Annotated in this window: 25 protein-coding genes; 12 read left to right on the top strand and 13 right to left on the bottom strand. The window is 67.3% G+C overall.

The window, feature by feature from the left end; genetic code table 11:
• Nucleotides 1–27: 27 nt before the first annotated feature.
• On the bottom strand, nt 28–723 hold the full coding sequence (locus tag ABE485_RS19135) for a ComF family protein (RefSeq protein ID WP_346516844.1): 696 nt from the start codon (nt 721–723) through the stop codon (nt 28–30).
• A 105-nt stretch (nt 724–828) separates the two neighbouring features.
• Between ABE485_RS19135 and ABE485_RS19130 the strand changes: the two genes are divergently transcribed.
• The gene (locus ABE485_RS19130; RefSeq protein WP_346516843.1) at nt 829–1,764 is read left to right on the top strand and encodes a methyltransferase domain-containing protein; all 936 of its coding nucleotides are present in this window, start codon (nt 829–831) and stop codon (nt 1,762–1,764) included.
• Between the two features lie 24 nt (nt 1,765–1,788).
• Here ABE485_RS19130 and ABE485_RS19125 read toward each other — a convergent pair whose 3' ends face one another.
• From ABE485_RS19125 to rsmB, 7 genes are all read right to left on the bottom strand, one after another.
• Nucleotides 1,789–3,033, bottom strand: a complete 1,245-nt coding sequence (locus ABE485_RS19125; protein ID WP_346516842.1) for a YbdK family carboxylate-amine ligase — start codon at nt 3,031–3,033, stop codon at nt 1,789–1,791.
• A gap of 328 nt (nt 3,034–3,361) precedes the next feature.
• The gene (locus ABE485_RS19120) at nt 3,362–4,831 is read right to left on the bottom strand and encodes a TrkH family potassium uptake protein (RefSeq protein WP_346516841.1); all 1,470 of its coding nucleotides are present in this window, start codon (nt 4,829–4,831) and stop codon (nt 3,362–3,364) included.
• A 53-nt stretch (nt 4,832–4,884) separates the two neighbouring features.
• Nucleotides 4,885–6,264, bottom strand: a complete 1,380-nt coding sequence (gene trkA / locus ABE485_RS19115; RefSeq protein ID WP_346516840.1) for a Trk system potassium transporter TrkA — start codon at nt 6,262–6,264, stop codon at nt 4,885–4,887.
• Nucleotides 6,261–6,953: a response regulator gene (locus ABE485_RS19110; protein WP_346516839.1), complete on the bottom strand. Its 693-nt coding sequence runs from the start codon at nt 6,951–6,953 to the stop codon at nt 6,261–6,263. Before ABE485_RS19110 ends, trkA begins: the two co-directional genes overlap by 4 nt.
• An 11-nt stretch (nt 6,954–6,964) precedes the next feature.
• Nucleotides 6,965–9,277 carry a sensor histidine kinase gene (locus tag ABE485_RS19105; protein ID WP_346516838.1) on the bottom strand — a complete coding sequence of 771 codons (2,313 nt, stop codon included), beginning with the start codon at nt 9,275–9,277 and terminating at the stop codon, nt 6,965–6,967.
• Nucleotides 9,274–9,864, bottom strand: coding sequence for a DUF4390 domain-containing protein (locus tag ABE485_RS19100; RefSeq protein ID WP_346516837.1), 591 nt, complete (start codon nt 9,862–9,864; stop codon nt 9,274–9,276). The genes ABE485_RS19105 and ABE485_RS19100 overlap by 4 nt, the downstream gene beginning before the upstream one ends.
• A gap of 39 nt (nt 9,865–9,903) precedes the next feature.
• A complete protein-coding gene (rsmB, locus tag ABE485_RS19095; protein ID WP_346516836.1) occupies nt 9,904–11,241 on the bottom strand; it encodes a 16S rRNA (cytosine(967)-C(5))-methyltransferase RsmB in 1,338 nt (445 codons plus the stop codon).
• A 94-nt stretch (nt 11,242–11,335) separates the two neighbouring features.
• Between rsmB and ABE485_RS19090 the strand changes: the two genes are divergently transcribed.
• The 3 genes from ABE485_RS19090 (at nt 11,336) to rimO (ending at nt 13,876) form a co-directional block, all read left to right on the top strand.
• Nucleotides 11,336–11,968 (top strand): LysE family translocator, encoded by a 633-nt coding sequence (locus tag ABE485_RS19090; protein ID WP_346516835.1) that lies wholly within the window; start codon nt 11,336–11,338, stop codon nt 11,966–11,968.
• A gap of 167 nt (nt 11,969–12,135) precedes the next feature.
• Nucleotides 12,136–12,387, top strand: a complete 252-nt coding sequence (locus ABE485_RS19085; RefSeq protein ID WP_346516834.1) for a helix-turn-helix domain-containing protein — start codon at nt 12,136–12,138, stop codon at nt 12,385–12,387.
• Nucleotides 12,388–12,529: 142 nt separating this feature from the next.
• The gene (gene rimO, locus ABE485_RS19080; protein ID WP_346516857.1) at nt 12,530–13,876 is read left to right on the top strand and encodes a 30S ribosomal protein S12 methylthiotransferase RimO; all 1,347 of its coding nucleotides are present in this window, start codon (nt 12,530–12,532) and stop codon (nt 13,874–13,876) included.
• 101 nt (nt 13,877–13,977) lie between these two features.
• Here rimO and ABE485_RS19075 read toward each other — a convergent pair whose 3' ends face one another.
• On the bottom strand, nt 13,978–14,538 hold the full coding sequence (locus ABE485_RS19075) for a ferritin-like domain-containing protein (protein ID WP_346516833.1): 561 nt from the start codon (nt 14,536–14,538) through the stop codon (nt 13,978–13,980).
• Between the two features lie 233 nt (nt 14,539–14,771).
• Here ABE485_RS19075 and ABE485_RS19070 point away from each other — a divergent pair, with 233 nt between their 5' ends.
• The 5 genes from ABE485_RS19070 (at nt 14,772) to ABE485_RS19050 (ending at nt 17,839) form a co-directional block, all read left to right on the top strand.
• Entirely contained in the window at nt 14,772–15,362 is a 591-nt protein-coding gene (locus ABE485_RS19070; protein ID WP_008166916.1) for a TIGR00730 family Rossman fold protein, read from the top strand.
• Between the two features lie 38 nt (nt 15,363–15,400).
• Nucleotides 15,401–15,967 carry a hypothetical protein gene (locus ABE485_RS19065; RefSeq protein WP_346516832.1) on the top strand — a complete coding sequence of 189 codons (567 nt, stop codon included), beginning with the start codon at nt 15,401–15,403 and terminating at the stop codon, nt 15,965–15,967.
• Nucleotides 15,968–16,033: 66 nt separating this feature from the next.
• Nucleotides 16,034–16,660 carry an HAD hydrolase-like protein gene (locus ABE485_RS19060; protein ID WP_346516831.1) on the top strand — a complete coding sequence of 209 codons (627 nt, stop codon included), beginning with the start codon at nt 16,034–16,036 and terminating at the stop codon, nt 16,658–16,660.
• A 15-nt stretch (nt 16,661–16,675) separates the two neighbouring features.
• Nucleotides 16,676–17,302 (top strand): pyridoxamine 5'-phosphate oxidase family protein, encoded by a 627-nt coding sequence (locus tag ABE485_RS19055; RefSeq protein WP_346516830.1) that lies wholly within the window; start codon nt 16,676–16,678, stop codon nt 17,300–17,302.
• Between the two features lie 15 nt (nt 17,303–17,317).
• Entirely contained in the window at nt 17,318–17,839 is a 522-nt protein-coding gene (locus tag ABE485_RS19050; RefSeq protein WP_346516829.1) for a class IV adenylate cyclase, read from the top strand.
• 7 nt (nt 17,840–17,846) lie between these two features.
• Here ABE485_RS19050 and fmt read toward each other — a convergent pair whose 3' ends face one another.
• Both fmt and def read right to left on the bottom strand, forming a co-directional pair.
• Nucleotides 17,847–18,788, bottom strand: a complete 942-nt coding sequence (fmt, locus tag ABE485_RS19045; protein ID WP_346516828.1) for a methionyl-tRNA formyltransferase — start codon at nt 18,786–18,788, stop codon at nt 17,847–17,849.
• A 151-nt stretch (nt 18,789–18,939) separates the two neighbouring features.
• On the bottom strand, nt 18,940–19,452 hold the full coding sequence (def, locus tag ABE485_RS19040) for a peptide deformylase (protein WP_346516827.1): 513 nt from the start codon (nt 19,450–19,452) through the stop codon (nt 18,940–18,942).
• A gap of 251 nt (nt 19,453–19,703) precedes the next feature.
• Here def and dprA point away from each other — a divergent pair, with 251 nt between their 5' ends.
• The 3 genes from dprA to ABE485_RS19025 all read left to right on the top strand — a co-directional run bounded on the left by dprA (nt 19,704) and on the right by ABE485_RS19025 (nt 22,314).
• The gene (dprA, locus tag ABE485_RS19035) at nt 19,704–20,816 is read left to right on the top strand and encodes a DNA-processing protein DprA (RefSeq protein WP_346516826.1); all 1,113 of its coding nucleotides are present in this window, start codon (nt 19,704–19,706) and stop codon (nt 20,814–20,816) included.
• A 113-nt stretch (nt 20,817–20,929) separates the two neighbouring features.
• Nucleotides 20,930–21,838: a hydroxymethylglutaryl-CoA lyase gene (locus ABE485_RS19030; protein WP_346516825.1), complete on the top strand. Its 909-nt coding sequence runs from the start codon at nt 20,930–20,932 to the stop codon at nt 21,836–21,838.
• Entirely contained in the window at nt 21,835–22,314 is a 480-nt protein-coding gene (locus ABE485_RS19025) for a hypothetical protein (RefSeq protein ID WP_346516824.1), read from the top strand. The genes ABE485_RS19030 and ABE485_RS19025 overlap by 4 nt, the downstream gene beginning before the upstream one ends.
• 9 nt (nt 22,315–22,323) lie before the next feature.
• On the opposite strand, the gene ABE485_RS19020 is transcribed toward ABE485_RS19025, so the two are convergent.
• The gene (locus ABE485_RS19020; RefSeq protein ID WP_346516823.1) at nt 22,324–23,340 is read right to left on the bottom strand and encodes an amino acid ABC transporter substrate-binding protein; all 1,017 of its coding nucleotides are present in this window, start codon (nt 23,338–23,340) and stop codon (nt 22,324–22,326) included.
• 170 nt (nt 23,341–23,510) lie between these two features.
• Nucleotides 23,511–24,752 carry a PLP-dependent aminotransferase family protein gene (locus ABE485_RS19015; protein WP_346516822.1) on the bottom strand — a complete coding sequence of 414 codons (1,242 nt, stop codon included), beginning with the start codon at nt 24,750–24,752 and terminating at the stop codon, nt 23,511–23,513.
• Nucleotides 24,753–24,829 lie beyond the last annotated feature (77 nt).

The raw sequence follows: 24,829 nt of genomic DNA, 5'->3' as shown, positions 1-24,829 counted from the left end.
GCCCGGCCGGCGGGCAAGCGCCGCGGCTCATGGGGTGCGGGCGGCCACCAGCGCCGTCACGCTGGCCGCGCCGGCCTGCAGCAGCGCGGCGGCCGCGGCATTGACCGTGCTGCCGGTGGTCATGACGTCATCCACCAGCGCGACGTGGCGGCCATGGACGGGTTCCGCGCAAAGAAACAGGCCCGCCGCGCCCCGCTGCCGGGCATCGCGGCCCAGCGTGGCCTGACGAGGGGACTCGCGGCGCCTGCGCAGCAGATACCGCGGCTCGGGCGCGCCCAACTCCGCCGACAGGCTGCGGGCGATCTCGGCAGCGGGATTCATGCCGCGCAGCCTGAGAGAAGCGCGGCTGGCGGGAACGGGAACCAGCAGGACGTCGGCAGGCAGCGGCCCACCCGCGCGCAACGCCTCGGCCATCAGCCGGGCCAGCACGGGCGCCAAGCTGAGCCGCAACCGGGTCTTGAGCATGAGGATCAGCGTGTCGGCCGGCGGCGCGTAGTCGAAAGCCGCCACGGTGCGGCTGAACGCCCACGACTGCGCCATGCACGCGGCGCAATGCGTCCCGCCGCCGGCCGGCCGCAGCGCGCAGCGCGGGCACCGCGGACTGGCGCCCGGCGGGGCGGCCAGGATGTCGGCCTGGCAGCCCGGGCACAGCCGCGCGCCGGCCACGCGCGCGCCGCACAGCGGGCAATCGCACCCTATCCGCGACAGCAAGCGTCGCCCCATGTCTCGTAGGGGCAATCGGAACCTGCGGCCGGGATGCGCAATAATGTGTGCCATCCCTCATGAAATCATGTTCCGCCCCGGGGCAACCCCGCGGGCGCGACCGAAATGTCCCTGCCAGAATCCGCAACCCTTCCTTCCCTGCCCATCGTCAGCGCCGACGTGCCCAGGCAGTTCGCCCGCCGCGGCGACCTGTCCGATGCCCAGTTCCTCTACGGCGAGGTGGCGCGGCGCATGCTGGGGCGCCTGCAGTACATCCGGGCCCAGCCCCAGGCCATGCTGGACGCGGGTTGCGGCGCCGGCGACAACCTGCCCTTGCTGCGGGAACGCTACCCCGAGGCCGCCTACACCGGCCTGGACAATTGCGAGCCGCTGCTGGAACAGGCCCGCAAGCGCCACGCGCCCGGGGGGCTGTCGGCCTGGATCGGCAAACTGGCCCGCCGCGGCCCGGCCGCCCCGGCCTTCGTGAACGCGGACCTGGCGCGGACGGGCCTCGCGCCCGAATCGCTGGAACTTGTCTGGTCGAACCTGGCCATGCACTGGCACCGCGAACCGCACGCCGTGCTGGCCGAATGGCGCCGCATCCTGAAGGTCGGCGGACTGGCGATGTTCTCCTGTCTGGGGCCCGCCACCCTGCGCGAACTGCGGCAGGCGCTGGCCGACGCGGGCCTGCGCACCGCCACGCCGTCCTTCGTGGACATGCACGACTTCGGCGACCTGCTGGTGGAAAACGGCTTCGCGGATCCCGTCATGGACCAGGAAATCCTGACCCTGACCTACCGCACCCCCGAAAAATTGCTGCAGGACGTACGCGCGCTGGGCGGCAACCCGGCCGAAGGCCGGCGCGGCGGACTGGTGGGCCGGGAGTGGCGCGCCCGCCTGTGCGATGCGCTGGAAGCGCAACGCAACGCGGACGGCCTGATCGCCCTGAGCATCGAGGTGGCCTATGGCCACGCCTGGCGCGCCGCTTCGCACCGCACAGTGGCGGGAGAAACCCGTCTGTCCGTCAGCGCGATCGGCGGCCGGCATCGCGGAACCCCCTGAGCGGGAGTTCCACGCCGCGCCTGCCTAGTGCAGGCGCTCCGGCAGCGGCACGCTGACGCCCGGTTCCGACGCCCCCAGGGCCTGCATGGGCTCGGAGGTGGCGCGGATCCGACGGCGCAGCACGGCCGTGGGTTCGGCCGGGGCCGCGGCGGGCGCCGCTTCGCCACGCCAGGCATTGGACATGGCTTCCACCATCAGCGGCAGATCGCGCAGGCGGTGATACTGGCTGCGCAGCCAGCGGGCATCGTTGCCGCTGCGGATGGCCTCGTCGCGCAGGGCGGCGATCATGTCGCCCGTCCCCAGCTCTTCAGCCACCGGCATCAAGCGCTGGAACAAGGCGCGCAGGTGGTCGATCAGCCGCAGGCGCTGCCCGTCCGGCGTCACATAGCTGCCCTGCAGGCCAAACCGGCAGGCCTGGAAGTGATTGCTGCGGTAGGACAGCCAGGCGTTGTCGCTGGGGTCGTCCTCGCGCATCAGCAGCACCGCAAGCGCCTGGGCGAACGCGGCGATCTGGCAGGCGCGCTCCACGGTCAGCGGCGTGTCGCAGACCCGGATTTCCACCGTGCCGAACTCGGGCTTGGGGCGGATATCCCAGTACAGGTCCTTTATGCTCTCTGCCAGGCCATAGGCCCGCAGCTGCGACAGGTGAGCCTCGAACTGGTACCAGTCCTTCACTTCGGGCGGCATGTGGCCGGCCAGCGGAAAGCTGTTGACCGCATTCAGGCGCGAGCACGAGAACAGGGTGTCCACGCCCTCGCAGTACGGCGACGAGGCCGACAGCGCGATGAAATGCGGCACATACGGCGACAGGCGGCGCAGCAGCCTGATGGAGTCGTCGCCGCTCTTGACGCCCAGGTGGATGTGCTGGCCGAAAACCGTAAATTGACGCGCCAGGTAACCGTACATTTCGGCCAGGTACTGGAAGCGCGGGGTGTCCGAAATGGACCGTTCCTGCCAGCGCATGAAGGGGTGGGCGCCGCCGCCCGCGACCGATACGCCGACCGCATCGGCCGCCTCGACCAGCGCATCGCGCATTTCGCGCATTTCGGCCAGCAGGCCCATGGGGTGCTCATGCACCGAGGAGTTCAGTTCGATCATGGACCGCGTGATTTCGGGTTTGACGCGGTCGGCAATGGGGTGGTTGGCCATTTGGGCCAACAGTTCGTCGGAGGCTGCGGTCAGGTCAAAACTGCGGGGGTCGATCAGTTGCAGCTCGAGTTCGATGCCCAGGGTGTTGGGGGCCGACGAAATGAACGGGATCTGTTCCATCTCGGACTCCTTTGAATGTTTGGATGAAGGTGTGCGCCGTTCGACCTTGAAGCCCGGCAACTTCCCGGGGGGCACTAGACGGCGGCTTGTGAACGCATGATAGCCGCAGGTTTGTGGCAATACGATTGAAAATCGTGACATTTGTGTGCAACATCGCGATGCATCCGGTTTTGCCCTCTGAAGAAAAGCGAGCAAGCGCTTACAACGTAGGGATGGCGCGGCCTGCCGGCCGGCGACCCGCGCGAAGCCAGTGCTGGAGGGGCTTTTGAAAGGGGGTGGGATAACCCTTTTTAGGGTTATCCCTTATGAAAAACCGGGCGAAACCGGCTTACTTGCGCCAGAAAATCGGCGTGAAAAGGACCAGCACGGTCAGCAGCTCGAGGCGGCCGATCAGCATGGCGAAGGTGCAGACCCAGATCTGGAAATCGGACAGGACGGCGAAGGTGCCCATGGGTCCGACCGGTCCCAGCCCCGGGCCCGTGTTGTTGACGCTGGCGAAGACGGCCGAGAACGCCGTGATGGGATCCAGGCCGGACAACAGCAGCAGGCTGGTGAACACGGCGATGGACAGGCCGTAGAACAGCATGAAGGCCAGCACGGACGACATCGTCCGCGTTTCGACCGCCCGGCCGTTGATGCGGACCGGACTGACGGCATGCGGGTGCAGCATCGTCACCAGTTCATTGCGGGCCTGCTTGACCAGCAGGATCGCCCGGATCATCTTGATCCCGCCCCCCGTCGACCCCGCGGATGTCGCGAACCCCGACAGCAGCAGCATCGTCAGCGGGGCGAACAGGGGCCATTGCGCGAAGTCCGTATTGGCGTAGCCGGTGGTGGTAGCCATGGAAATCGTGTTGAACATGCCGTAGCGCAGCGCCTCCAGCGGCTCGCTGTAGACGCCTTTGACGAGCAGGTATGCCGAGATCACCAACCCGACGCCCAGCACGACGACCAGGTAGGGGATGGCCTCCGGGCAGCGCAGGTAGGCGCGCGGGCTGCGCTGGCGGAAGGCATTGAAATGCGTGGCGAAGTTGATGCCGGCGATCAGCATGAACACCATGGCCACCATTTCCACCGCCACCGAATCGAAATGCGCGAAGCCGTCGTCCCAGGTGGAAAAACCGCCCAGCCCCATGGTGGTGGCCATATGGCACCAGGCCTCGAACCACGACAGCCCGGCAAGCCGGTAGGCCAGGAAACAGAGGATGGAAAACACAAAATAGACCGCGTACAGGGCCTTGGCCGTGCTGGCGATGCGGGGCGTAAGCCGTTCGTCCTTCATCGGCCCGGGCGTTTCGGCCCGCACCACCTGGTGCCCGCCGACGCCGAGCAGCGGGAGAATCGCGACGGCCAGCACCAGGATGCCCATGCCGCCGATCCAGATCAGCGTCGCCCGCCACAGGTTGATCGACGGCGGCAAGGTGTCCAGGTTGGTCAGCACCGTGGCCCCGGTGGTCGTCAGCCCCGACATGGCCTCGAAGTAGGCGCCGGTGAACGACAGCGGCAGTCCCGCGCCGTGGAAGTAGAGCAGCAGCGGAATCGCCGCCAGCAGCGGTAGGCCGGCCCACACCGCCGACACCAGCACGAAGCCGTCGCGCGCCCGCAATTCGCTGCGGTTGCGGCGGGTCAGCGCGGCCAGTCCCCCGCCGATGCCCACCGAGATCAGGAAACCGTCCCGGAACGCATCCCGCGCGCCGTCGGCCCCCACATAGGCGATGAACAGCGGGATCAGCATGGTGAGCGCGAACATCACCATGGTGAGGCCCAGGATGTACAGGGTGGCCAGGACGCGCTTCATGGGGGCTTATCCGGCCGCGCGGGGCCCGCGCAAGGGGACGGGAGCGCGGCGCATCAGAAGAAGGACGCCGAAACTTGGAACAGCTTTTCCACGCGCGGCATCTGCTGGCGCGAGGGCACGAAGACAATCACGTGGTCGTCGGTTTCAATGACGGTGTCGGCGTCCGGCAGGATGATTTCATCGCCGCGCACCAGCGCGCCGATGCTGGCCCCCTTGGGCAGGCTGATCTTGCCCACGGGGCGACCCACCACCTTGGAGGTGGAGCGGTCGCCGTGGGCGATGGCTTCCAGCGCCTCGGCCACGCCCTGGCGCAGCCGGTGCACGGCGGCCACGTCGCCGCGGCGCACGTGGCGCAGCAGTTCGCTCATGGTGGCCTGCGACGGCGAGACGGCAATGTCGATATGGCTGCCCTGCATCAGTTCGCCGTAGGCATGGCGGTTGATCAGCGCGATCACCTTGCGCGCGCCCAGGCGCTTGGCCAGCAGCGAGGACATGATGTTGTCTTCGTCGTCGCTGGTCAGGGCCAGCCACGTGTCCATGTCCTCGATGTTCTCGCGTTCCAGCAGGGCCTCGTCGGTGCCGCTGCCGTGCAGGACCAGCACGCTGTCGGGCAGCTGGGTGGCCAGGTACTCGCACCGCTTGAGGTCGTGCTCGATGATGCGGACGCTGTACTTTTCCTCGGCCAGCTGGCGGGCCAGGCGCAGGCCGATATTGCCGCCGCCGGCGATCATCACGCGGCGCACCGCCCGTTCGGCGTCGCGCAGCTGGCGCACCGCACGGCGCGCGTGGTCCGAGTCCACCACCAGCACCACTTCGTCGCCCGGCGCGATCACGGTGCCGCTGCCGGCTCGCAGCGGCCGGCCGCCGCGCAGCACGTCGACCACCCGCGCCTTCACATCGGGCCAGACGTCGCGCAGCTTGTCGACGGAGGAATGCGCCATCGGGCTGCCGGCCCCGACCCGCACCGTCACGACGCTGACGCGGCCTTCGGCGAACTCCACCACCTGCAGGGCTTCGGGAAATTCGATCAGGCTGTGCAGGTAGGTGGTGACGCTGCGCTCGGGGCTGATCAGCGCGTCGATGCAGAAGCCGTCTTCGCTCATGAGTTCCGGGTGCTCGGGGAACTCGGCGGAACGGATGCGGGCGATGCGGCGGGGAATGTTGAATAGCTGGCGCGCGATCTTGCACGCGACCATGTTGGCCGCGTCGGAGGCCGCACAGGCGATGAACAGGTCGGTATCGGCGGCGCCGGCGTTTTCAAGCACCGACACCTGCGAGCCGTCGCCCAGGACGACGCGCAGGTCGAAGTGTTCTTGCAGGAACTGAAGCTGGGCGGGGTCGGAATCGATGACCGTGATGTCGTTCTGTTCGGACACCAGGTTTTCCGCCACGCTGGTGCCTACGCGACCAGCGCCCATGATCAGGATCTTCATGTGCTGCGCTTGCGCGCGGACTCGATGCCCAATTGCTTGAGCTTGCGGTAGAGGTGGGTGCGTTCCAGCCCGGTCCGTTCGGACACGCGCGTCATGCTGTGGCTTTCCCTGACCAGGTGGTATTCGAAATAGATGCGCTCGAATTCGTCGCGCGCTTCGCGCAGCGGCTGGTCCAGCGAGATGCTGCCCAGTTGGCCGTTGGACGCGGCCGGCGCTTCGTTGGTGGACACGGCGGCCAGGGCCGGCGGGTCGAGCTCGTCTTCCAGGGCCACCACCGGGCTGGCGACGGCCGGGTTGGCGGCGGCGGGCGCCGGATGCGGCACGCGGCCGCGCGCCAGGCCCGCGGCGACCGTCTTGAGCAGGCGCTGCAGCGTGATGGGCTTTTCCAGGAAATCCATGGCGCCGATGCGCGTGGCCTCGACGGCGGTGTCGATGGTGGCGTGGCCGCTCATCATGATCACCGGCATGTCGAGCAGGCCTTGCGAGCCCCACTCCTTCAGCAGGCTGACGCCGTCGGTGTCAGGCATCCAGATGTCCAGCAACACCAGATCAGGACGCATGCGAAGGCGTGCAGCACGCGCTTGCGCCGCATTTTCGGCCAGTTCGACCGTGTGTCCCTCGTCGTAAAGGATTTCCGACAAAAGCTCGCGTATACCGACTTCGTCGTCAACCACCAGAATTCTGGCCATAAAGCATCCACCTATTGCGTAGCCGCATTATCCTTTTCTTGCGCGGTCGCGTCCATAGTATCGGCCCCGGGAGCCAGCCGGGTCAACAAGATGGAAATCCGCGCGCCTCCTTCCTTGCGGTTCGCAAGGTCGATACGCCCGCCATGCTCTTCGACGATCTTGCGCACGATTGCCAATCCTAACCCAGTCCCGTGGGACTTGGTGGTTACGTAGGGCTCGAACGCGCGCTGCATGACCTGCGGCGGAAAGCCCGGCCCGGTGTCCGCAACCGTGAAGCGCAGCGCCTGATGCTCCACGCGATCCGGCTGTTCGCTACGCATGAGCTGGGTCGTGACGCTGACCCGCCCCTGCCCGTCCAGCTCCGCGATCGCATCGCGGGCATTGGACAGCAGGTTGTGGATCACCTGGCGCAACTGGGTCGGATCGCCTTCGATGTCGGGCAGGTCCGCGCCCAGGCTCACATCGAGATTCAGGGCCTTTCCGGTGGCGCGCGGCGCGCCGTCGGGCTCCCAGCCATAAAGCGAAAGCACGTCCGCCACCAGCGCGTTGAAGTTGATGCGCTGCATGACGGCCGGCGGCGTGCGGGCATATTCGCGGAAGTCGTCCACCATCTGCTTCAGCGAGGCCACCTGATTGACGATGGTGTTGGTGGAGCGTTCCACGATCTGGGCCTCGGCCGGGGGCAGCTTGCCCTCGAGTTTCATGGCCAGGCGCTCGGCGGACAGCTGGATCGGCGTCAGGGGGTTCTTGATCTCGTGAGCCAGCCGGCGGGCCACTTCGCCCCAGGCGACCGTGCGGTTGGCGGAAATCACTTCGGTGATGTCGTCAAACACGACCAGGTAGCCGTTGCCGCGACCGTCCACCCGCAGATGCGTGCCGCGCGCGAGCAGCGTGAGCGGCTGGGGCGTGGCCAGGCCATCGCCCTGCGCCGGACTGATCTCGAACTGCTGCTGCCAGTGCTGGCGTTCGGAGCCGACCGCCGCATGGGCGGAAAACGCCTGCCGCACGATATTGGCGAACTCGAGCATGCCGTCCGCCGTCTCCAGCGGACGGCCGATGACCGAACGCAAGTCGGCGCCCAGGATGGTCTGAGCGCCCTGGTTGACGGTGGTGACGCGGAACGACTCGTCAAACACCAGCACGCCGGAGGACAGGTTCGACAGCACGCTTTCCAGATAGACGTTGGAGCGCTCGAGCTGCTGGCGGTTGCTTTCGACCATGCGCCGCGCCTCGTCGAGCTGCCGCGTCATGGCATTGAACGAACGGGTAAGCTGGCCGACCTCGTCGCGTTCGGGCGGTTCGGGCAGGGGCCGGTAGTCGCCCACACCCACCGCCTGCGTGCCGCCCGCCAGGCTGAGCAGCGGCCGCACCAGCCGCTTGGACAGGGACAGCGCCACCGCGATCGCGCCGAACGCCGCCAGCAACAGGGCCAGCGTCAGCGTGATGCCGTAGAGCTTGCGCAGGCCCAGCCGAGACAGCGCCAGTTCCTGGTAATCGCGAAAGCCCTGCTGCACCAGGTTGGCGTTGTGCGCGATCTGCTCGGGCACCGGCTGCAAGAGCTGCAGCCACCGCGGCTCCGAGGCCGGACCCAGCAGGTTGTCGTAGCGGTCGGGACCATTCAGCGGGATCACCACGCGCAGGTGCAGGCCGCCTTCCGCGCCCGGCGCGACCGGATCGTCGGCCTCGGCGGCGGAATAGCCGCGCGCCAGCCGCAGCTGGTTCATGACGGTGGACGGCGGCATGGCCGGCAGAAGCTGGCCGTACTGGCTGGTCGAGAACGCCACCATGCGTCCGCTGCCCGTGAACACCATGGCTTCCTGTACGCCATTGGCCTCGCGCAGGCGCGTCAGGGCCAGGGTCACGCCGCTGTCGGTGCTGCGGCTCAGTTCCAGCGCCATGGAGCGCGCGCGCACGTCCAGGTCCGCCAGCAGGGAATCCAGCGCCGCGCGGCCCAGGTTCAGGCCGGCTTCCAGCGCCGTGTCCACCCGCACGTTGAACCAGGATTCGATCGACCGCGACATGAACTGCACCGACACGGTGTAGATCAGGGCGCCGGGCACCACGCCGATCAGGGCGAACGCCAGCGAAAAGCGCGCCGTCAGCCGCGCGCCGAACTGGCGGCGCCGGATCTGCCGGGCCAGCCGCACCGTCAGCGCCACCACCCAGATGAAGAGGGCCAGGGCAAAGATGCCGTTCAGGACCAGCAGCGTGTCGTAGTAACGCGCAAAGCGCGAGGCGTTGCCGGTGGACCAGGCCAACAGGCCCAGCAGCGCCAGCCCGCTCACGGCGCCGACCATCAGGGCCAGCCGAAGCAAAAGCCTCATGAGGGATCTTTCTCCTTGTCGTCCAGCATGAACGAAAAGTCCATCCACGGGGTCGCCTGCGCCCACGAACTGCTATTCAAGGCATTGACCTGGAACGGCCTGGGCAACAGCGACGTATCCAGGCGCAGGCGCAATTGCCCGCCGTACTCCACTCCCGAATCGAAGTCGCCGGCATCGGCCACCCTCCAGTTGCGGATATGCCGGATGACGCTCATGGCGTCGTCCAGCGATGCGACCGGAAAGGACAGTTCCCCCACCCCGGCGCGCCACTGGCGCGTCAGCGCGTTGTAGACGACGCGCCAGGTCCGGGACGTATCCACCAGGGATTTGTCGAACCAGTACCAGCGCTCGCGCGTAATGGTGACGTCCGCCGTGAAATACAATGGGACGCCGCGCTGGGCGGCGTCGCGCAACTGCTGGTTCAGTTCGAATTCGATGTCCGCGTCGATCTCGAGATTGCCGTTCCGCAACACGGGCTCCACCCGCGTGACCCGAGGTTCAGAGGCGTGCGCCTGGCCACCCGGCGCAAAGGAAAGCAAGGCAGATACCAGCAACAACCCAAGAAATAAGCGCGAAATAATGGACATACGGCACCGGAACTACGTCATGCCCCTATTCTTCGGGATTCAGGACTGCTTGGCAAACAAGGCGTAGAAAAATCCGTCGTGTTGCCGCGCCGGTGTTGCATCGACCGCAACTGGCAGCAATTGCCCCGGGGCGTCCAGCCGCGTCGCCTCGGGATGCCGCTGCAGGAATTCCAGCGCCTGGCGCGTGCCTTCGATGGGAAACACCGAGCACGTCACATAGAGCAGGCGGCCGCCGGGCGTTACCGTGGCCCACAGCGCGTCCAGGATCCGGGCCTGCAGGGTGGCGGTGCGGCGCAGGTCGTTTTCGCGGCGCAGCCAGCGGATGTCCGGGTGGCGGCGCACGATGCCCGACGCCGTGCAGGGCACGTCCGCCAAGACGGCGTCGAAGGGCTTGCCGTCCCACCACGCGTCCAGATCGGCGGCATCGGCGGCCTTCAGCCGGGCACGGTCGCTGGCCAGTCCGAGTCGTTCCAGGTTCTGTTCCACCCGGGCCAGCCGGTCGGCGTCGGTGTCCAGCGCCAGCAGGTCGATGTCGGCCAGCTCCAGCAGGTGAGCCGTCTTCCCGCCCGGCGCCGAGCAGGCGTCCAGGACCCGCATGCCGTCCCTGGGCGCCAGCAGCTCGGCCGCCAGCTGCGCGCCGGCGTCCTGCACCGACCACCAGCCCTCGGCGAAGCCGGGCAATTGCGTCACGGGCCTGGGCGTGGCGAGCACCAGGCCGGACTGACCCACGGCCTCGGCCGCCAGGCCCGCGTCCTGGAACGCGGCAAGCACCTGTTCGCGGCTGGCGCGCCGGCGGTTGACCCGCAGGGTCAGCGGAGCCGGCAGGTTGGCTGACGCCAGGATCTCCTGCCATTGCCGCGGATAGGCGACGGTCAGCTGCTTGACCCACCAGCCGGGATGGTTCCATTGCGCCTCGGGGCTGTCGGCCACCGCGGCCTGCAGCGCGGCGCGTTCGCGCAGGAAGCGCCGCAGGCAGGCGTTGAGCATGCCTTTGAACGACGCGAGGCTGCGTGAACCGGACGCCGCGGTCACCGCCTGGTCCACGACGGTGTGGGGCGCATACACCGGCATGCCGGGCAGGGCCTCGGCCGCCTCGCCCTCTTCCTTGAGCAGGGTCAGCGACACCAGCAGCAGGGATTCGAAGAGGACGCTGGGATAGCGCTGCACCATCTCGCGGCCCACGGCGTCGGCCCAGCCCAGATAACGCATGGCATGGAACGAGACCGCCTGGGTGGCGGGGCGCAGGGAGGATTCGACATCCGCCAGGGCGTCCGTGAGCGAACGGCCGTCCAGCACGCCCTCCACCACCCCCGCGCTGGCAAGAAGAACGGACGAAAGCGGAGGAGCCAGATTGGGGGAGTCGGAACGCGTGGACATGGTGCGAAATCAAAGAGTAAGACCGCTATGGTAGCCCGGACCTGGACGGACGGCGCCGGGAGGGGCACACTGGCCCCTCGTCCCGGAGCCCTGCATGACCCTTGCCACGCTGCTGCTTTTCATCCTGGCCTCTGCCGTCACCATCATCACCCCCGGCCCCACCGTCCTGCTCGCCATGAGCAACGGTTCGCGCCATGGCGTGCGCGCGGCCTGCTGGGGCATGGGCGGCGCGGTGCTGGCGGACCTGATCCTGATCGGCGCGGTCGCCTGCGGCCTGGGCGTGGTGCTGGCGGCGTCGGAAATCGCCTTCCAGATCGTCAAGTGGGCAGGCGCGGCTTATCTGGCCTGGCTGGGATGGAAGCTGCTGCGCTCGGACGCGGCGCTGGCGATGCCGTCCGCGCAGGCGGGCGCCGAGCGTCCTGCCGGGCTGGCACTGGGGCTGCGCAGCTTCGTCGTCGCCCTGACCAATCCCAAGGCGCTGTTGTTCATGTCCGCCTTCCTGCCGCAATTCATCAACCCGGCCGCGCCGCTGCCGACGCAGTACGCCATCCTGGCCCTGGTCATGGCGCTGATGAACGTGGCCGTCATGCTTGCCTACGCGGCGCTGGGCGCGCAGATGGTGCGCGCCTTTCGGGCCGGAGGCCTGCGCTGGCTGAACCGCGTCTGCGGCGGATTGATGATCGGGCTGGCGGGGACGCTGGCGCTGTACCGGCGGGCCGCGCCCTGAGCCGGGACTCCGCCGGGCCATTAAGGGACACACCAACCCGGCCTCTACCGCCACATACGGCAATGCCGTATAATTTCGCGCTACCCCGCTATCGCCCCCTGGTGCGGCCGCCGGCCTGAATTCGGTTGGCGAGGAAACGCCGCGCCATCCATCCCATTGATTGAGTTATGAAGAAGGCTGTCCCGCCCGCCCGGTCCGTCCGGTGGCAGGCGTCGCATATCAGCGAAGCGCGCAATCGTGTCGGCCTGCCGCAGGCGGATTTCGCGGAGTTGTTAGGCGTGAGCGTGCGTACCCTGCAGGATTGGGAGCAAGGCCGGCGCAACCCCTCCGGCGCCGCGCAGACGCTGCTGCGGGTGGCCATCCTGCATCCCGAGACGCTGCGCGAACTTTCCTCCCAGGACGCTCCCGCCTGGCCCTGAACATTTGACGATGACCCCGCCGCACCCCGACTGCGCGTGCGCGAAACTACGGTGAATTAGATTGGAAGTTTTTGAACATTCGCGGCCCGGCAAAAGCGCCGGCGCTGCCGCCAGCAACGGCAACAGTTCGACCCTCGACGCCATCACGGCGGCCGCCCAGGAAGCCAACCCGGGGCGCGCTCCGCGCGTCGGGTTCGTTTCGCTCGGCTGTCCCAAAGCCCTGGTCGACTCCGAACGCATCCTGACCCAGCTGCGCACCGAAGGGTACGAAGTCACGCCCGAATACAACGATGCGGACGTCGTGGTCGTCAACACCTGTGGATTCATCGACAGCGCCAAGGCCGAGTCCCTGGAAGCCATCGGCGAGGCCATTGCCGAAAACGGCAAGGTCATCGTCACCGGCTGCATGGGCGTCGAGGAATCCGTGATCCGCGACGTGCACCCCAGCGTGCTGTCCGTGACCGGCCCGCAGCAGTATGAAGAGGTGGTGCGCGCCGTGCACGATGCCGCCCCCCCCAAGAAGGACCACAATCCCTACGTGGACCTGGTGCCCCCGCAGGGCGTCAAGCTCACGCCGCGCCACTACGCCTACCTGAAGATCTCCGAAGGCTGCAATCATCGTTGCAGCTTCTGCATCATCCCCTCGATGCGCGGCGACCTGGTCAGCCGTCCGGTGGGCGACGTGCTGAGCGAAGCCGAGCGCCTCGTGAAGGCGGGCGTGAAGGAACTGCTGGTGATCTCGCAGGACACCAGCGCCTACGGCGTCGACATGAAGTACCGCAGCGGCTTCTGGAACGGCCGTCCGGTCAAGACCCGCATGACCGAGCTCTGTAGGGCCTTGTCCGAGATGGGCGTCTGGACGCGCCTGCACTACGTGTATCCGTATCCGCACGTGGACGAAGTGATTCCGCTGATGGCCGAAGGCAAGATCCTGCCGTACCTGGACATCCCGTTCCAGCACGCCAGCCCGCGCATCCTGAAAGCCATGAAGCGCCCCGCCTTCGAGGACAAGACGCTGGCGCGCATCAAGCGCTGGCGCGAGATCTGCCCCGATCTCACCATCCGCTCGACTTTCATCGTGGGCTTTCCCGGTGAAACCGAAGAAGATTTCCAGTACCTGCTGGACTGGATGCAGGAAGCGCAGCTCGACCGCGTCGGCTGTTTCCAGTATTCGCCGGTGGAAGGCGCGCCCGCCAATCTGCTGGACGACCCCGTGCCCGACGACGTCAAGCAGGACCGCTGGGAACGTTTCATGGCGCTGCAGCAGACCATCTCGACCGCGCGCCTGGCCCTGAAGGTGGGCCGCGAGATCGACGTGCTGATCGACGAAGTGGACGAAGACGGGGCCGTGGGCCGCAGCGCGGGCGACGCCCCCGAGATCGACGGCTGTGTCTACGTCAGTTCCGACAAGCCCCTGAAGGCGGGCGACATGGTGCGCGTGCGCGTCACCGACTCGGACGAATACGACCTCTGGGCCGACGCGCTGTAAGCGCAATCAGAGATACGCCGGCAGGCGCGGCTTGCGCGCCTGCCGGCGTTTTGTTTTGACCTGCCTGCTCGGCAGGCCATCAACACCCCATCAACAGGCCATCACGTCTTGGCCAGGAAGTCCGACATATCGTCGGCATGTTCCTCTTCCACGGCGAGGATCTCTTCCAGCATCCGCCGCGTGGTGGAGTCCTGTTCGCCCAGGTATTCGATCATCTGCCGATAGCTGTCGATGGCGATGCGCTCGGCGATCAGGTTCTCCTTGATCATCTCTTCCAGCGATTGGCCCTCGACATATTCGGAATGGCTGCGGTCGAGCAGTCCCTTGGGCGACAGGTTCGGCTCGCCGCCCAGCTGCACGATGCGTTCGGCCAGCATGTCGGCGTGTTCCTGTTCCTGCGTGGCGTGTTCGGCGAATTCGGCGGCCACCGGCTCGGCGTTCAGGCCGCGCGCCATGAAGTAGTGGCGCTTGTAGCGCAGCACACAGACGATTTCGGTGGCGAGCGCTTCGTTCAGGAGCTTGAGCACCGTCTGCCGGTCGGCGCGGTAGGTGTCGGTGACAGCCCCGGACTCGATGTCCTTGCGGGCCTTGGCGCGGATCGCCTGCACATCCATCTCGAAGGGACGGTTGGCCTGCTGCGGGGTGCGGGTTGCTTGTTCCATATCGTTAGCTCCTCTAAGTCAGTGAAAGCAGCACGACGCTGGACTTCCAGTCGTTTTCGCATATTCAGTCTACCGACCGTGCTGGAACATGCTGTGTCCAAACATTGCCCGTTTGCCTGATCGCGCCGCCGGACCGCCCGGAAGGCTCCTGCGCAACCTTGCGTAAACTATCGGCTTTCCGAAAGTCCGCGTGACGCAATCTGTAACGCGGCCGGCAATTTCCCACCTGTTTTATGACTCTGAAGAATATTTGCGTGTATTGCGGCTCCAACCCCGGCACCCGCCCGGAGTACATCGAGCAGGCGCGCGTGCTGGCGCGGGAACTCGTCAAGCGCGACCTGGGCCTGGTGTACGGCGGGTCGGTGGTCGGCATCATGGGCGTGGTGGCCAATGAAGTGCTGGCCGGCGGCGGCCGCGTGATCGGCGTGATTCCGGAACTGCTGCTGAAAAAGGAACAGGCGCACCTCGGCCTGACCGAATTGCACATGGTGCAGAATATGCACGAACGCAAGGCCATGATGATGGAGAAGGCCGACGGCTTCGTGGCCCTGCCCGGTGGCGCCGGCACGCTGGAAGAGTTCTTCGAGGTCTGGACCTGGGCCCAGCTGAACATGCACCAGAAGCCCTGCGGCCTGCTGAACATCGCGGGGTACTACGATGCACTGATGCAATTCATCGACCACTCCGTCGAGGAAGCCTTCATCCGCCCCCAGCATCGCGACATGCTGGTGGTGGAGGAAGACCCCGCCCTGCTGCTGGACCGTTACGCCATTTACGAGCCGCCCAATGTCTCGAAATGGTTCGATCCGGTCAGGCAGCCCTGACCATCCTTTCTTCTGAGACCTGAACGGAAGCCCCCGCAATGTCCACCGATTCGTTGTTCCCTTCCTGCACCGAGTCCGTATTGCGCGATTATTTTCACGCCAAGGACGAGAACCGCCCGCACTACATGGCCCGCGCATTCGCGCCGGATGCCGCGTTGAAGATGGCGCTGCGCACGCAGGCCATCGCGTTTCCGCCCGAATCGCACGGCCTGGCCGCCATCACGGATACGCTGGTGCGCAAGTTCGGCCAGACCTACGACAACGTCTACACCTTCTATCTTTCGCGGCCCGAGGCCGGCGCCCGCCTGCCCGAATACCAATGCGACTGGATCGTCGGCATGACGGAAAAGGCCACCGGCAACGTTCGGGTGGGCTGTGGCAGATACGACTGGACGTTCCAGCCCGACCCCTACCGCGCCACGCGCCTGACCATTACCATCGAGACCATGGTGACCTTGCCCGCCGGCGACACGGCCGCGGTGTTCGGCTGGCTGCTGGGGCTGGACTATCCCTGGACGAACGCGGCGCGCGTGGTCGCAAGCGCGCCGCCGCTTGAAGGGCTGGCGCCGGTCGTGCACTATCTGCTTCATCCCCAAGGCATGTAGGGTCCGCGCGAGGCATCTTTTGGCGTGTGCAGGCCCTGGCCGGCACGCCGGCACTGGATTCAAGACTTGAAATACGACATTGCAGCATTCGACTTCGACGGGACCCTGGCCGACACCATGCCCTGGTTCAATTCCATCCTGAACACCGTCGCGGACAAATACGGCTTCCGCAAGATCGACGCGTCGGAACGCGAGCAGCTGCGCAGCCGCGAGGCGTCCGAGATCCTGAAGTTCCTGAACATCCCCCTGTGGAAGCTGCCGGCGATCATGGCGCACGTGCGCTCCCTGATGCAGGAGATCGATCCCAGCGTCCAGGTATTCGACGGCATCCCGGATGCATTGGCCCGCCTGAAGGCGAACGGCCTGCGCCTGGCGGTGGTCAGCTCCAATTCCGTCGAGAACGTGCAGCGCGTGCTGGGCGCCGAAACCGCCGCGCTGTTCGACGACTACGAATGCGGCACGGACCTGTTCGGCAAGGCCGCCAAGATCGACCGCCTGCTCAAGCAGCATGGCACCGCGCCCGAACGCTTCCTGCTGGTGGGCGACGAGATGCGCGACATCGACGCCGCCCGCAAGGCCGGCGTGCGGGTCGGGTCGGTCGCCTGGGGCTACAACCACCTCGAAGCCCTGCGCGACCGCGGGCCCGATGAGCTCTTCCTGACGGTCGCTGACCTGCCCGACGCCCTGGCGTAAAACCGGAACCCCGCCATGCATACCGATCCCGCTCATCTCGTCACCGACGCCAGCGCGCTGCAGGCGCTTTACGGCTCGCCCGGCGAAGCCTCCATGAAGAAGGAAGTGGACCACGTGCATCCGCACTACCGCGCCTTCATCGAGGCCGCGCCGTTCGCGGTGCTGGCAACCTCGGGGCCCGACGGCCTGGATGCGTCGCCGCGCGGCGACCCCGCGGGATTCGTGGTGGTGCAAGACGAGAAAACGCTGCTGCTGCCGGACCGCCGCGGCAACAACCGCGTGGACAGCCTGCTCAACATCATCGCCGATCCGCGCGTGGCGCTGCTCTTTCTGGTGCCGGGCGTGGGCGAGACCCTGCGCGTCAACGGGTCGGCGCGCATCAGCGTGGATCCGGCCCTGCTCGCGCGCTTCGAGATGGACGGCAAGCTGCCGCGCTCGGTGCTGGTCGTCGATGTGCACACCGTGTATTTCCAGTGCTCGCGCGCCCTGCTGCGCTCGCGGCTGTGGGATCCGCAGACCCAGGTGGCGCGCAGCGCGCTGCCCAGCGTGGGCCGCATCCTTTCGGACCTGACCGCGGGCACCTTCGACGGCGCCGCCTACGACCGCGACCTGCCCGCCCGCGTGGCCGGTTCACTGTACTGAGCCGGGAAGACGCTCATGGCTCGGAATGTGGAAATCAAGGCGCGGGTCGACAGCCTGGCGGCCATCGAGCCCCTGGCTGCCGCGCTGTCCGGGCAGGAACCGGTCTTCATCGACCAGGACGACACATTCTTCGCGTGCGCCAACGGCCGCCTGAAACTGCGCGCCTTCGCGGACGGCTCGGGCGAGCTGATCTTCTATCAGCGCGCCGACGACTCGGGCCCCAAGGAAAGCTTCTACGTGATCTCGCCCACGGACGCGCCCGACTCCCTGCGCGAGGCGCTGACGCTGGCCTACGGCGCCGCCGGCCGGGTGAAGAAGCATCGGACGCTGTTCATGGCGGGACGCACCCGCATCCATCTGGACCGGGTGGAAGGCCTGGGTGAATTCCTGGAGCTCGAAGTGGTGCTGCGCGAGGGTGAAAGCGCGCACGCCGGCATGGAAGAAGCCCGCACGCTGATGGCGGGGCTGGGCGTCGGGCCGGAACAGCTGCTGTCCGGCGCCTACGTGGACCTGATGGCTGGCGGCGGCCAGCCCTGACCCGCCTTCAGGCCGGCTGCCAGCCGCGCACGAACACATCCACCGGCTGGCGCTTGCCGCCGGCCTTCTGCAGTTCAAGCAGGCGCAGCACGCCACGACCAGTGGCGATGTCGATGCCTGCTTCGCCCGCCCGCAACACGCTGCCGGGCTCGGCCGCCGTGGCCTCGTCCAGCGCCTGCGCGCGCCAGACCTTCACCGCATCGGGCAGGCCCGGCAGGCGGATCGTGGCGCCGGGCACGGGATTGAACGCCCGCACGCGGCGCGCCAGCAATTCGGCGGGCTGGGCGCAATCGAGCGCGGCCTCGGCCTTGTCCAGCTTGGCCGCGTAGGTCACGCCCGCTTCAGGCTGCTTGCGGGGGGTCAGCGCGCCTTTTTGCAGGCTGTCCAGCGCCTCGACGATTGCCTCGCCGCCCGCCAGCGCCAGCGCATCGTGCAACTGGGCTGCGTTGGTCTCGTCCGAGATCGGAACAACCCGTTCGAGCAGCATGTCTCCCGTATCCAGGCCTTGATCCATCTGCATGATGGTCACGCCCGTGCGCGCATCGCCGGCTTCGATCGCGCGCTGGATCGGCGCGGCGCCCCGCCAGCGCGGCAGCAGGCTGGCGTGGATGTTCAGGCAGCCCAAACGCGGCAGGTCCAGCACCCATTGCGGCAGGATGAGGCCGTAGGCGGCCACTACCATGACGTCCGGCGCCACGCCTTCCAGCAGCTTGCGGGCCTCGGCGGCCTCGTCGGGATAGCGGCCATCCAGCCGCAGGCTGCGCGGCTGGGCGACGGGAATGCCCGCCTCCACGGCTGCCTGCTTGACCGGGCTGGGCGTGAGCTTCAGGCCCCGCCCCGCAGGCCGGTCCGGCTGCGTCATGACGAGAGGGATGTCGTGGCCCGCGGCCCGCAGGGCGTCGAACGCGATACGGGCGAATTCCGGCGTGCCGGCAAAGACGATGCGCATGTGAATGAGAGCAAAGAATGGCGGGACGGCCAAACAATGACGCGTGCCCGCAAACAAAGGGGGAGCGAGCCGGGGCGCCGCGGATCCGGCTTCGCCGGTCCGCCGGCGCCGCCCCCTGGGGGGCCCGCGCCAGCGGGTTGGGGGGGCCCCTCTACGCGCGGAGCGCTTCGCGCTCGGCCTTCTTCAGCTTGGTCTTGATGCGGTTCTGCTTGAGGTTGGACAGGTATTCCACGAATACCTTGCCTTCCAGGTGGTCCAGCTCGTGCTGCACGCACACGGCCAGCAGGCCGTCGGCGTCGAACTCGAACGGCTTGCCGTCGATGTCCAGCGCCTTGCAGCGGATGCGCGACGCGCGTTCCACTTCGTCGTAGACGCCCGGCACGGACAGACAGCCTTCTTCGTAGATCTTGTAGTCGTCGCTGCGCCAGGTGATCTCGGGGTTGATCAGCGTCAGCAGCTGATTGCTGTCCTCGGAGACGTCGATCACGACCACGCGTTCGTGCACGTCGACCTGGGTCGCGGCCAGGCCGACACCCGGCGCGTCGTACATGGTCTCGGCCATGTCGCGCACCAGTTGGCGGATGCGGTCATCGACCTCGGCGACCGGCTTGGCCTTTTTGTGCAAGCGCGGGTCCGGGTAGCGAAGGATGGGAAGTAAAGCCATTGAAGGGGTATCGCCAGTAGTGATGCTTAGCTAAGAGTTTAATTCATTAGAGTCTTGATTTCTAATAGTTTTCGGCTAAGTCGGGGATTGCGGGCATTGCTGCGGCACCGGTTTTGTCTCAGCCAGCCCCTGGACAAAATGGGCCCTTCGGGAAGCCGCGCAACAACGCGTATCCGTCCACCCGCCGGCGACGCACGGCGGCCCGGCGTGCGACACTCTCGGACCCCCGACGCCACTTACGCGCCTGCTCCATGCCGCTCACGCAATCCTCCGACGAACTGTCCGCCTGGCTGCGGCTGTCCCTGGAACCGAACATCGGTTCCGCCACCGCCTGCATGCTGCTTGGCGCGCTCGGACTGCCCGACCAGATCTATGCGCAGCGCGCCACGGCGCTGACGCGGCACGTTCCCGAGGCGCTGGCGCGGCAATTGGCCGCCCCCATGCCGTCCGACATGGCGGCCCAGGTGGAAAGCGCGCTGGAATGGGTCCAGGCGCCCGGCCGCCACATCCTGACGCTGGCGGATCCCACGTACCCGCAGAGCCTGCTGACGATCGCGGACCCGCCCATCCTGCTCTATGTCGCGGGCGACCCGGCCTTCCTGCAGGGTCCGTCGCTGGCGGTCGTGGGCGCGCGCAACGCCACGCCCGGCGGCCAGGAAAACGCGCGCGCCTTCGCCCGCCACCTAGCCGGACACGGCTGGCGGGTCATCAGCGGACTGGCGCTGGGCATCGACGCCGCCGCGCATGAAGGCGCGCTGGATGCCGGCCCCGCGGGCGCCGGCACCGTGGCGGTCATGGGCACGGGCATCGACCGCGTCTACCCGGCCCGCCACCGCGACCTGGCGCACCGCATCGCGGCGCATGGCGCGCTGGTGTCGGAGCTGCCGCTGGGCACCGGGGCCCTGCCCCAGCACTTCCCCAAGCGCAACCGCATCGTGGCGGGCCTGGCGCGCGGCGTGCTGGTGGTAGAGGCCGCCAAGCAAAGCGGTTCGCTGATCACCGCCAGGCTGGCGGGCGAAAGCGGACGCGAGGTATTCGCCATCCCCGGCTCCATTCATTCGCCGCTATCGCGCGGCTGCCATGCGCTGATCCGCCAGGGCGCCAAGCTCGTCGAAACCGCCAGCGACATCACCGACGAACTCGGCGGCGGCCCGGTCCCCGTCCCCGCCGCGCGCGCCGAGGCCCGCGCGCAGCTGCCCGCTCATCCTGTGCTGGATGCGCTGGGCTTCGATCCTCTGCATCTGGACGCCATCCAGGCGCGTTGCGGCCTGGACACGCCCACCTTGCAGGCGCAACTGGTCGAACTGGAACTGCAGGGTCGCCTCGCCCGCCTGGACGATGGCCGCTACCAGCGTTTGCCCTAGGCTCCGTCCGCGGGCCCCGGGGCCGCAGCATTGCCTCATGCGATGGCGCTAATATGGGCGATAGCGCCGCAGTCTTGTAGCGCCGGTCACCCCATACCGATACAGGAAGAGACATGGCATTGCCCTCCCGCGTAAAGATCGTCGAGGTGTCGCCTCGCGACGGTCTGCAGAACGAAAAGGAATTCGTCCCCACCGACATCAAGGTGGAACTGGTCAACCGCCTGGCCGCCGCCGGTTTCCCCAACGTGGAAGCCGCGTCGTTCGTGTCGCCCAAGTGGGTGCCGCAGATGGCCGACGGCGCCGACGTGATGGCGCGCATCGAACGCCGCCCGGGCACGATCTATTCCGTGCTGACGCCGAATATGAAGGGCTTCGAAGGCGCGCTGGCCGCGCGCGCGGACGAAATCGTGATCTTCGGCGCCGCCAGCGAAGCGTTCTCGCAGAAGAACATCAACTGCTCCATCGCCGAATCGATCGCGCGCTTCGAACCCGTGGTGCAAGCGGCCCGCGAAGCCGGCATCCGCGTGCGCGGCAGCATCAGCTGCGCGCTGGGCTGTCCCTACCAGGGCGAAGTCCCGGTCGAATCCGTGGTGGACGTGGCGCAGCGCTACCTGGCCATGCAGGTCGACGAAATCGACGTCGCCGACACCATCGGCGTCGGCACGCCCAAGCGTGTGCGCGAAGTGATGGCCGCCGTCACCCGCGTGGTCGACCCGGCCCGCATTTCCGGCCATTTCCATGACACCTACGGCCAGGCCCTGGCCAACATCCTGGCCGCGCTGGAAACGGACATCTCCATTTTCCACACCTCGGTGGCCGGCCTGGGCGGCTGCCCCTACGCGAAGGGCGCCACCGGCAACGTCGCGACGGAAGACGTGCTGTACATGCTGCGGGGGCTGGATATCGACACCGGCGTGGATTTCGATGCCGTTGTCGATATCGGGCAGTGGATGTCGGCGCACCTGAACCGCAAGGGTTCAAGCCGTGCCGGCAACGCCATCGCCGCCAAACGGGCTGCATGACCACAACCGACGACTCCCCCGCGCCCGAAGACCACGCGGCGCTGCTTCGCGCCATCGGCCCGCTGCCCCTGGCGGGCCAGGCATGGCCAGACTGGGTGCGGATCCTGACCTGGGTGCTCCTGGCCGTCCTGGGCGTGCAGGTCGTGACCACCGCGATCCGCGCGCCCTCGCAACCCTTCGACACCCTGCTGGCCGTCGCCGTGGTGCTGTGCTTCGTGGCGCTGCTGTTCGTTTCCTGGCACATGCAGACGTCCATCACCACCATCGACGAACGCGGCTTGCGCCAGACCTGGTTCACGCGGCGCGAGGTCGCCTGGGAAGACGTGCGCTACGCGCGCTTCGTGCCCATGCTGTTTTCCAAGCGGCTGGTGATTTTCACGCACCGGGGAAGGCCGGTTATCTTCCAGGGGGGCACGCGGGAATTGCGTGCCGCCTTTGTCAAGATTGCGCAGTTGTACAAATCTTCAGGCGTCTGACGCGCGGAGTTATCGGATGGGCAACGCGTACATCAGCCCGCCCTGCGTCCACTGCGCATTCAGGCCGCGCTTGATCTTGAGCGGGCTGCCCTCGCCCACGTTGCGCTCGAAGCTTTCGCCGTAGTTGCCCACCTGCTTGACGATGTTGTAGGCCCACTTTTCGTCCAGCCCCAGATTGGCGCCGCTGCCCGGCGTCACGCCCAGGATGCGCTTGATGTTGGGGTTGGCGCTCTTGGCCTGTTCGTCCACGTTTTTGGACGTCACGCCGTATTCCTCGGCTTCGATCATGGCCGACAGCGACCAGCGCACGATGTTCAGCCAGGCGTCGTCGCCCTGGCGCACGAACGGGCCCAGCGGCTCCTTGGAGATGATCTCGGGCAGCACAACATAGTCGTCGGGATTCTGCAGCTTGGAGATGCGGATCGACGCCAGGCCCGACGCATCGGTCGAGAACACGTCGCAGCGGCCCGACGCGAAGGCGTTGACCACTTCGTTGAAGGTCTCTATCACGACCGGCTTGTAGGTCACGTTATTGGCGCGCGCCCAGTCGGCCAGCGTGTTTTCGTTGGACGTGCCGGTCTGCAGGCAGATCGTTGCGCCGTTGATTTCCTTGGCGCTTTTCACGCCCAGCGACTTGGGCACCAGGAAGCCCTGGCCGTCGTAGAAGTTGATGCCGGCGTGGATGATGCCCAGCGCGGTGTCGCGCTGCTGCGTCACGGTGGTGTTGCGGGTCAGCACGTCGACCTCGCCGGACTGCAGCGCCGTGAAGCGCTGCTGGGAATTGAGCGGCACGACCTTGATCTTGTTCGCGTCGCCGAAGACCGCCGCGGCGATCGCGCGGCAAAGGTCTACATCCAGGCCCTGCCACTTGCCTTGCGCGTCGGGCGCGGAAAAGCCCGCAAAGCCCGTGGTCGTGCCGCAAGCCACGGCGCCGCGCTGCTTCACGACGTCCAGCGTCGCCGCCTGCGCACCCTGCGCCGCCGCCATCAAGAGCGCCGCGCCCACCAACCCTTTTGCAATGTTCATGACCTGGATTCCTGTTCTGCTACCGGGCGCGGGGACGCGCCGAGGCAAGAAGCTTATAGACATGAAGCGCCCCAGCCAAATAACAAGCGCTTATTTAGGTATGCCGCCGGCGCGCGCCGGCGGAAGTGCTCAAGGATAGCAACGGGCGGCGCGCACGGCGCTGCGCGCGGTCAAGCCGCCAGCGAGATCGACACCGGTTCGTTGGCCTGGCACGCGTCCAGCGCGCGGCCCAGCCGGATCATGCCTTGCGCGATCTGGCTTTCATTCATGGTGGCGAACGACATGCGCATGGCGAACAGGTCGGCCTGCGCCGCCTCGGCATAGAACGCCTTGCCGGGCACGTACACCACTTCGTGTTCGATGGCATAGGGCAAAAGGCGAGTGGCGTCCACGTCGCCCGTCAGGCGCGCCCAGAAGAACATGCCACCTTCGGGCTTGCTGAAGGTGATGCGGCCGTCGAGTTCGCGCGCCAGGGCGTCGGCCATGGCGTCGCAGCGCAGCCCGTAGGCGGCGCGGATGCGCGGCACGTGTTCATCGTAGCGGCCATTGGCCAGGTATTGCGCCACGACTTCCTGGATCCAGGCCGACGACGCCATGTCGTCGGCCGCCTTCGCGCTGACACAGCGGCGGCGGATTTCGGGCGGCGCGACCAGCCAGCCGATGCGCAGCGCGGGCGCCATGGTCTTGGACATGCTGGCCAGGTACACCGCCCAGTGGCGGGCTTCGCCTTCGGCCAGGGCCGCGATGGGCGGCACGGCGTTGCCGGCAAAGCGCAATTCGCTGTAGGGATCGTCTTCCACGATCAGGAAGCGGTGCTTGACGGCCAGCTCCAGCAGCCGCAGGCGGCGCTCCCGCGTGAGGGTGGCGCCGCAAGGGTTGGAGAACGAGGCGACCACGCAGACCATCTTGGGTTTGACGCGGGCAGCCAGCTCGTCCAGGGCGTCGACGTCGATGCCGTCGGGGCCGGAGGGCACTGTGTGGACCGTGGCGCCGGTGTAGCGCAGGGCCTGCACGGAATTCGGAAAAGCCGGCGATTCGATGATGGCGTGGTCGCCCGGCTGCAGCATGACGCGGGTCAGCAGGGCCAGGGCCTGCTGCGAACCGCCGGTCACGACGAGTTCGGTGTCGGCATTGCAATGCAGGCCGCGCGCCGCGGACAGGCGGGCCAGCTCATGGCGCAGGCTGGCCTGCCCGTCGATGTTGGAATACTGCAGGCAGGCGCCCAGCCGGGCCATGACCTGCGTCGAGGCGATCGACAGGCCGTCGACGTCGAACAATTCCTGGGCCGGGTAGCCGCCGGCCAGCGAAATGGTGCCCGGACGCATGGCGTAGGGCATGAGCGATCGGATGGGCGAGGCGGGGGGATTCAGGAATGGCGTGGCGAAGGCGTATTCGGGCGCTGCACTGGACATGGCGAAGGGGCTGGGAAGGAAGGGGGAACGTGTCGCCCGCAAGGGCGGCGCCGGACGGCATAGAACTTTGAAATATA

The organism is Achromobacter spanius, from assembly GCF_039673305.1.
In the GTDB taxonomy this organism is placed as follows: Bacteria; Pseudomonadota; Gammaproteobacteria; order Burkholderiales; family Burkholderiaceae_B; genus Achromobacter; species Achromobacter spanius_F.
This window is presented reverse-complemented; position numbering and strand designations above follow the sequence as displayed.

Bases quoted from the DNA above. Each gene is read 5' to 3' on its own strand.
- ABE485_RS19135 (WP_346516844.1), bottom strand. From the start codon at position 723: ATGGGGCGACGCTTGCTGTCGCGGATAGGGTGCGATTGCCCGCTGTGC.
- ABE485_RS19130 (WP_346516843.1), top strand. From the start codon at position 829: ATGTCCCTGCCAGAATCCGCAACCCTTCCTTCCCTGCCCATCGTCAGC.
- ABE485_RS19125 (WP_346516842.1), bottom strand. From the start codon at position 3,033: ATGGAACAGATCCCGTTCATTTCGTCGGCCCCCAACACCCTGGGCATC.
- ABE485_RS19120 (WP_346516841.1), bottom strand. From the start codon at position 4,831: ATGAAGCGCGTCCTGGCCACCCTGTACATCCTGGGCCTCACCATGGTG.
- trkA (WP_346516840.1), bottom strand. From the start codon at position 6,264: ATGAAGATCCTGATCATGGGCGCTGGTCGCGTAGGCACCAGCGTGGCG.
- ABE485_RS19110 (WP_346516839.1), bottom strand. From the start codon at position 6,953: ATGGCCAGAATTCTGGTGGTTGACGACGAAGTCGGTATACGCGAGCTT.
- ABE485_RS19105 (WP_346516838.1), bottom strand. From the start codon at position 9,277: ATGAGGCTTTTGCTTCGGCTGGCCCTGATGGTCGGCGCCGTGAGCGGG.
- ABE485_RS19100 (WP_346516837.1), bottom strand. From the start codon at position 9,864: ATGTCCATTATTTCGCGCTTATTTCTTGGGTTGTTGCTGGTATCTGCC.
- rsmB (WP_346516836.1), bottom strand. From the start codon at position 11,241: ATGTCCACGCGTTCCGACTCCCCCAATCTGGCTCCTCCGCTTTCGTCC.
- ABE485_RS19090 (WP_346516835.1), top strand. From the start codon at position 11,336: ATGACCCTTGCCACGCTGCTGCTTTTCATCCTGGCCTCTGCCGTCACC.
- ABE485_RS19085 (WP_346516834.1), top strand. From the start codon at position 12,136: ATGAAGAAGGCTGTCCCGCCCGCCCGGTCCGTCCGGTGGCAGGCGTCG.
- ABE485_RS19075 (WP_346516833.1), bottom strand. From the start codon at position 14,538: ATGGAACAAGCAACCCGCACCCCGCAGCAGGCCAACCGTCCCTTCGAG.
- ABE485_RS19070 (WP_008166916.1), top strand. From the start codon at position 14,772: ATGACTCTGAAGAATATTTGCGTGTATTGCGGCTCCAACCCCGGCACC.
- ABE485_RS19065 (WP_346516832.1), top strand. From the start codon at position 15,401: ATGTCCACCGATTCGTTGTTCCCTTCCTGCACCGAGTCCGTATTGCGC.
- ABE485_RS19055 (WP_346516830.1), top strand. From the start codon at position 16,676: ATGCATACCGATCCCGCTCATCTCGTCACCGACGCCAGCGCGCTGCAG.
- ABE485_RS19050 (WP_346516829.1), top strand. From the start codon at position 17,318: ATGGCTCGGAATGTGGAAATCAAGGCGCGGGTCGACAGCCTGGCGGCC.
- fmt (WP_346516828.1), bottom strand. From the start codon at position 18,788: ATGCGCATCGTCTTTGCCGGCACGCCGGAATTCGCCCGTATCGCGTTC.
- def (WP_346516827.1), bottom strand. From the start codon at position 19,452: ATGGCTTTACTTCCCATCCTTCGCTACCCGGACCCGCGCTTGCACAAA.
- dprA (WP_346516826.1), top strand. From the start codon at position 19,704: ATGCCGCTCACGCAATCCTCCGACGAACTGTCCGCCTGGCTGCGGCTG.
- ABE485_RS19030 (WP_346516825.1), top strand. From the start codon at position 20,930: ATGGCATTGCCCTCCCGCGTAAAGATCGTCGAGGTGTCGCCTCGCGAC.
- ABE485_RS19025 (WP_346516824.1), top strand. From the start codon at position 21,835: ATGACCACAACCGACGACTCCCCCGCGCCCGAAGACCACGCGGCGCTG.
- ABE485_RS19020 (WP_346516823.1), bottom strand. From the start codon at position 23,340: ATGAACATTGCAAAAGGGTTGGTGGGCGCGGCGCTCTTGATGGCGGCG.
- ABE485_RS19015 (WP_346516822.1), bottom strand. From the start codon at position 24,752: ATGTCCAGTGCAGCGCCCGAATACGCCTTCGCCACGCCATTCCTGAAT.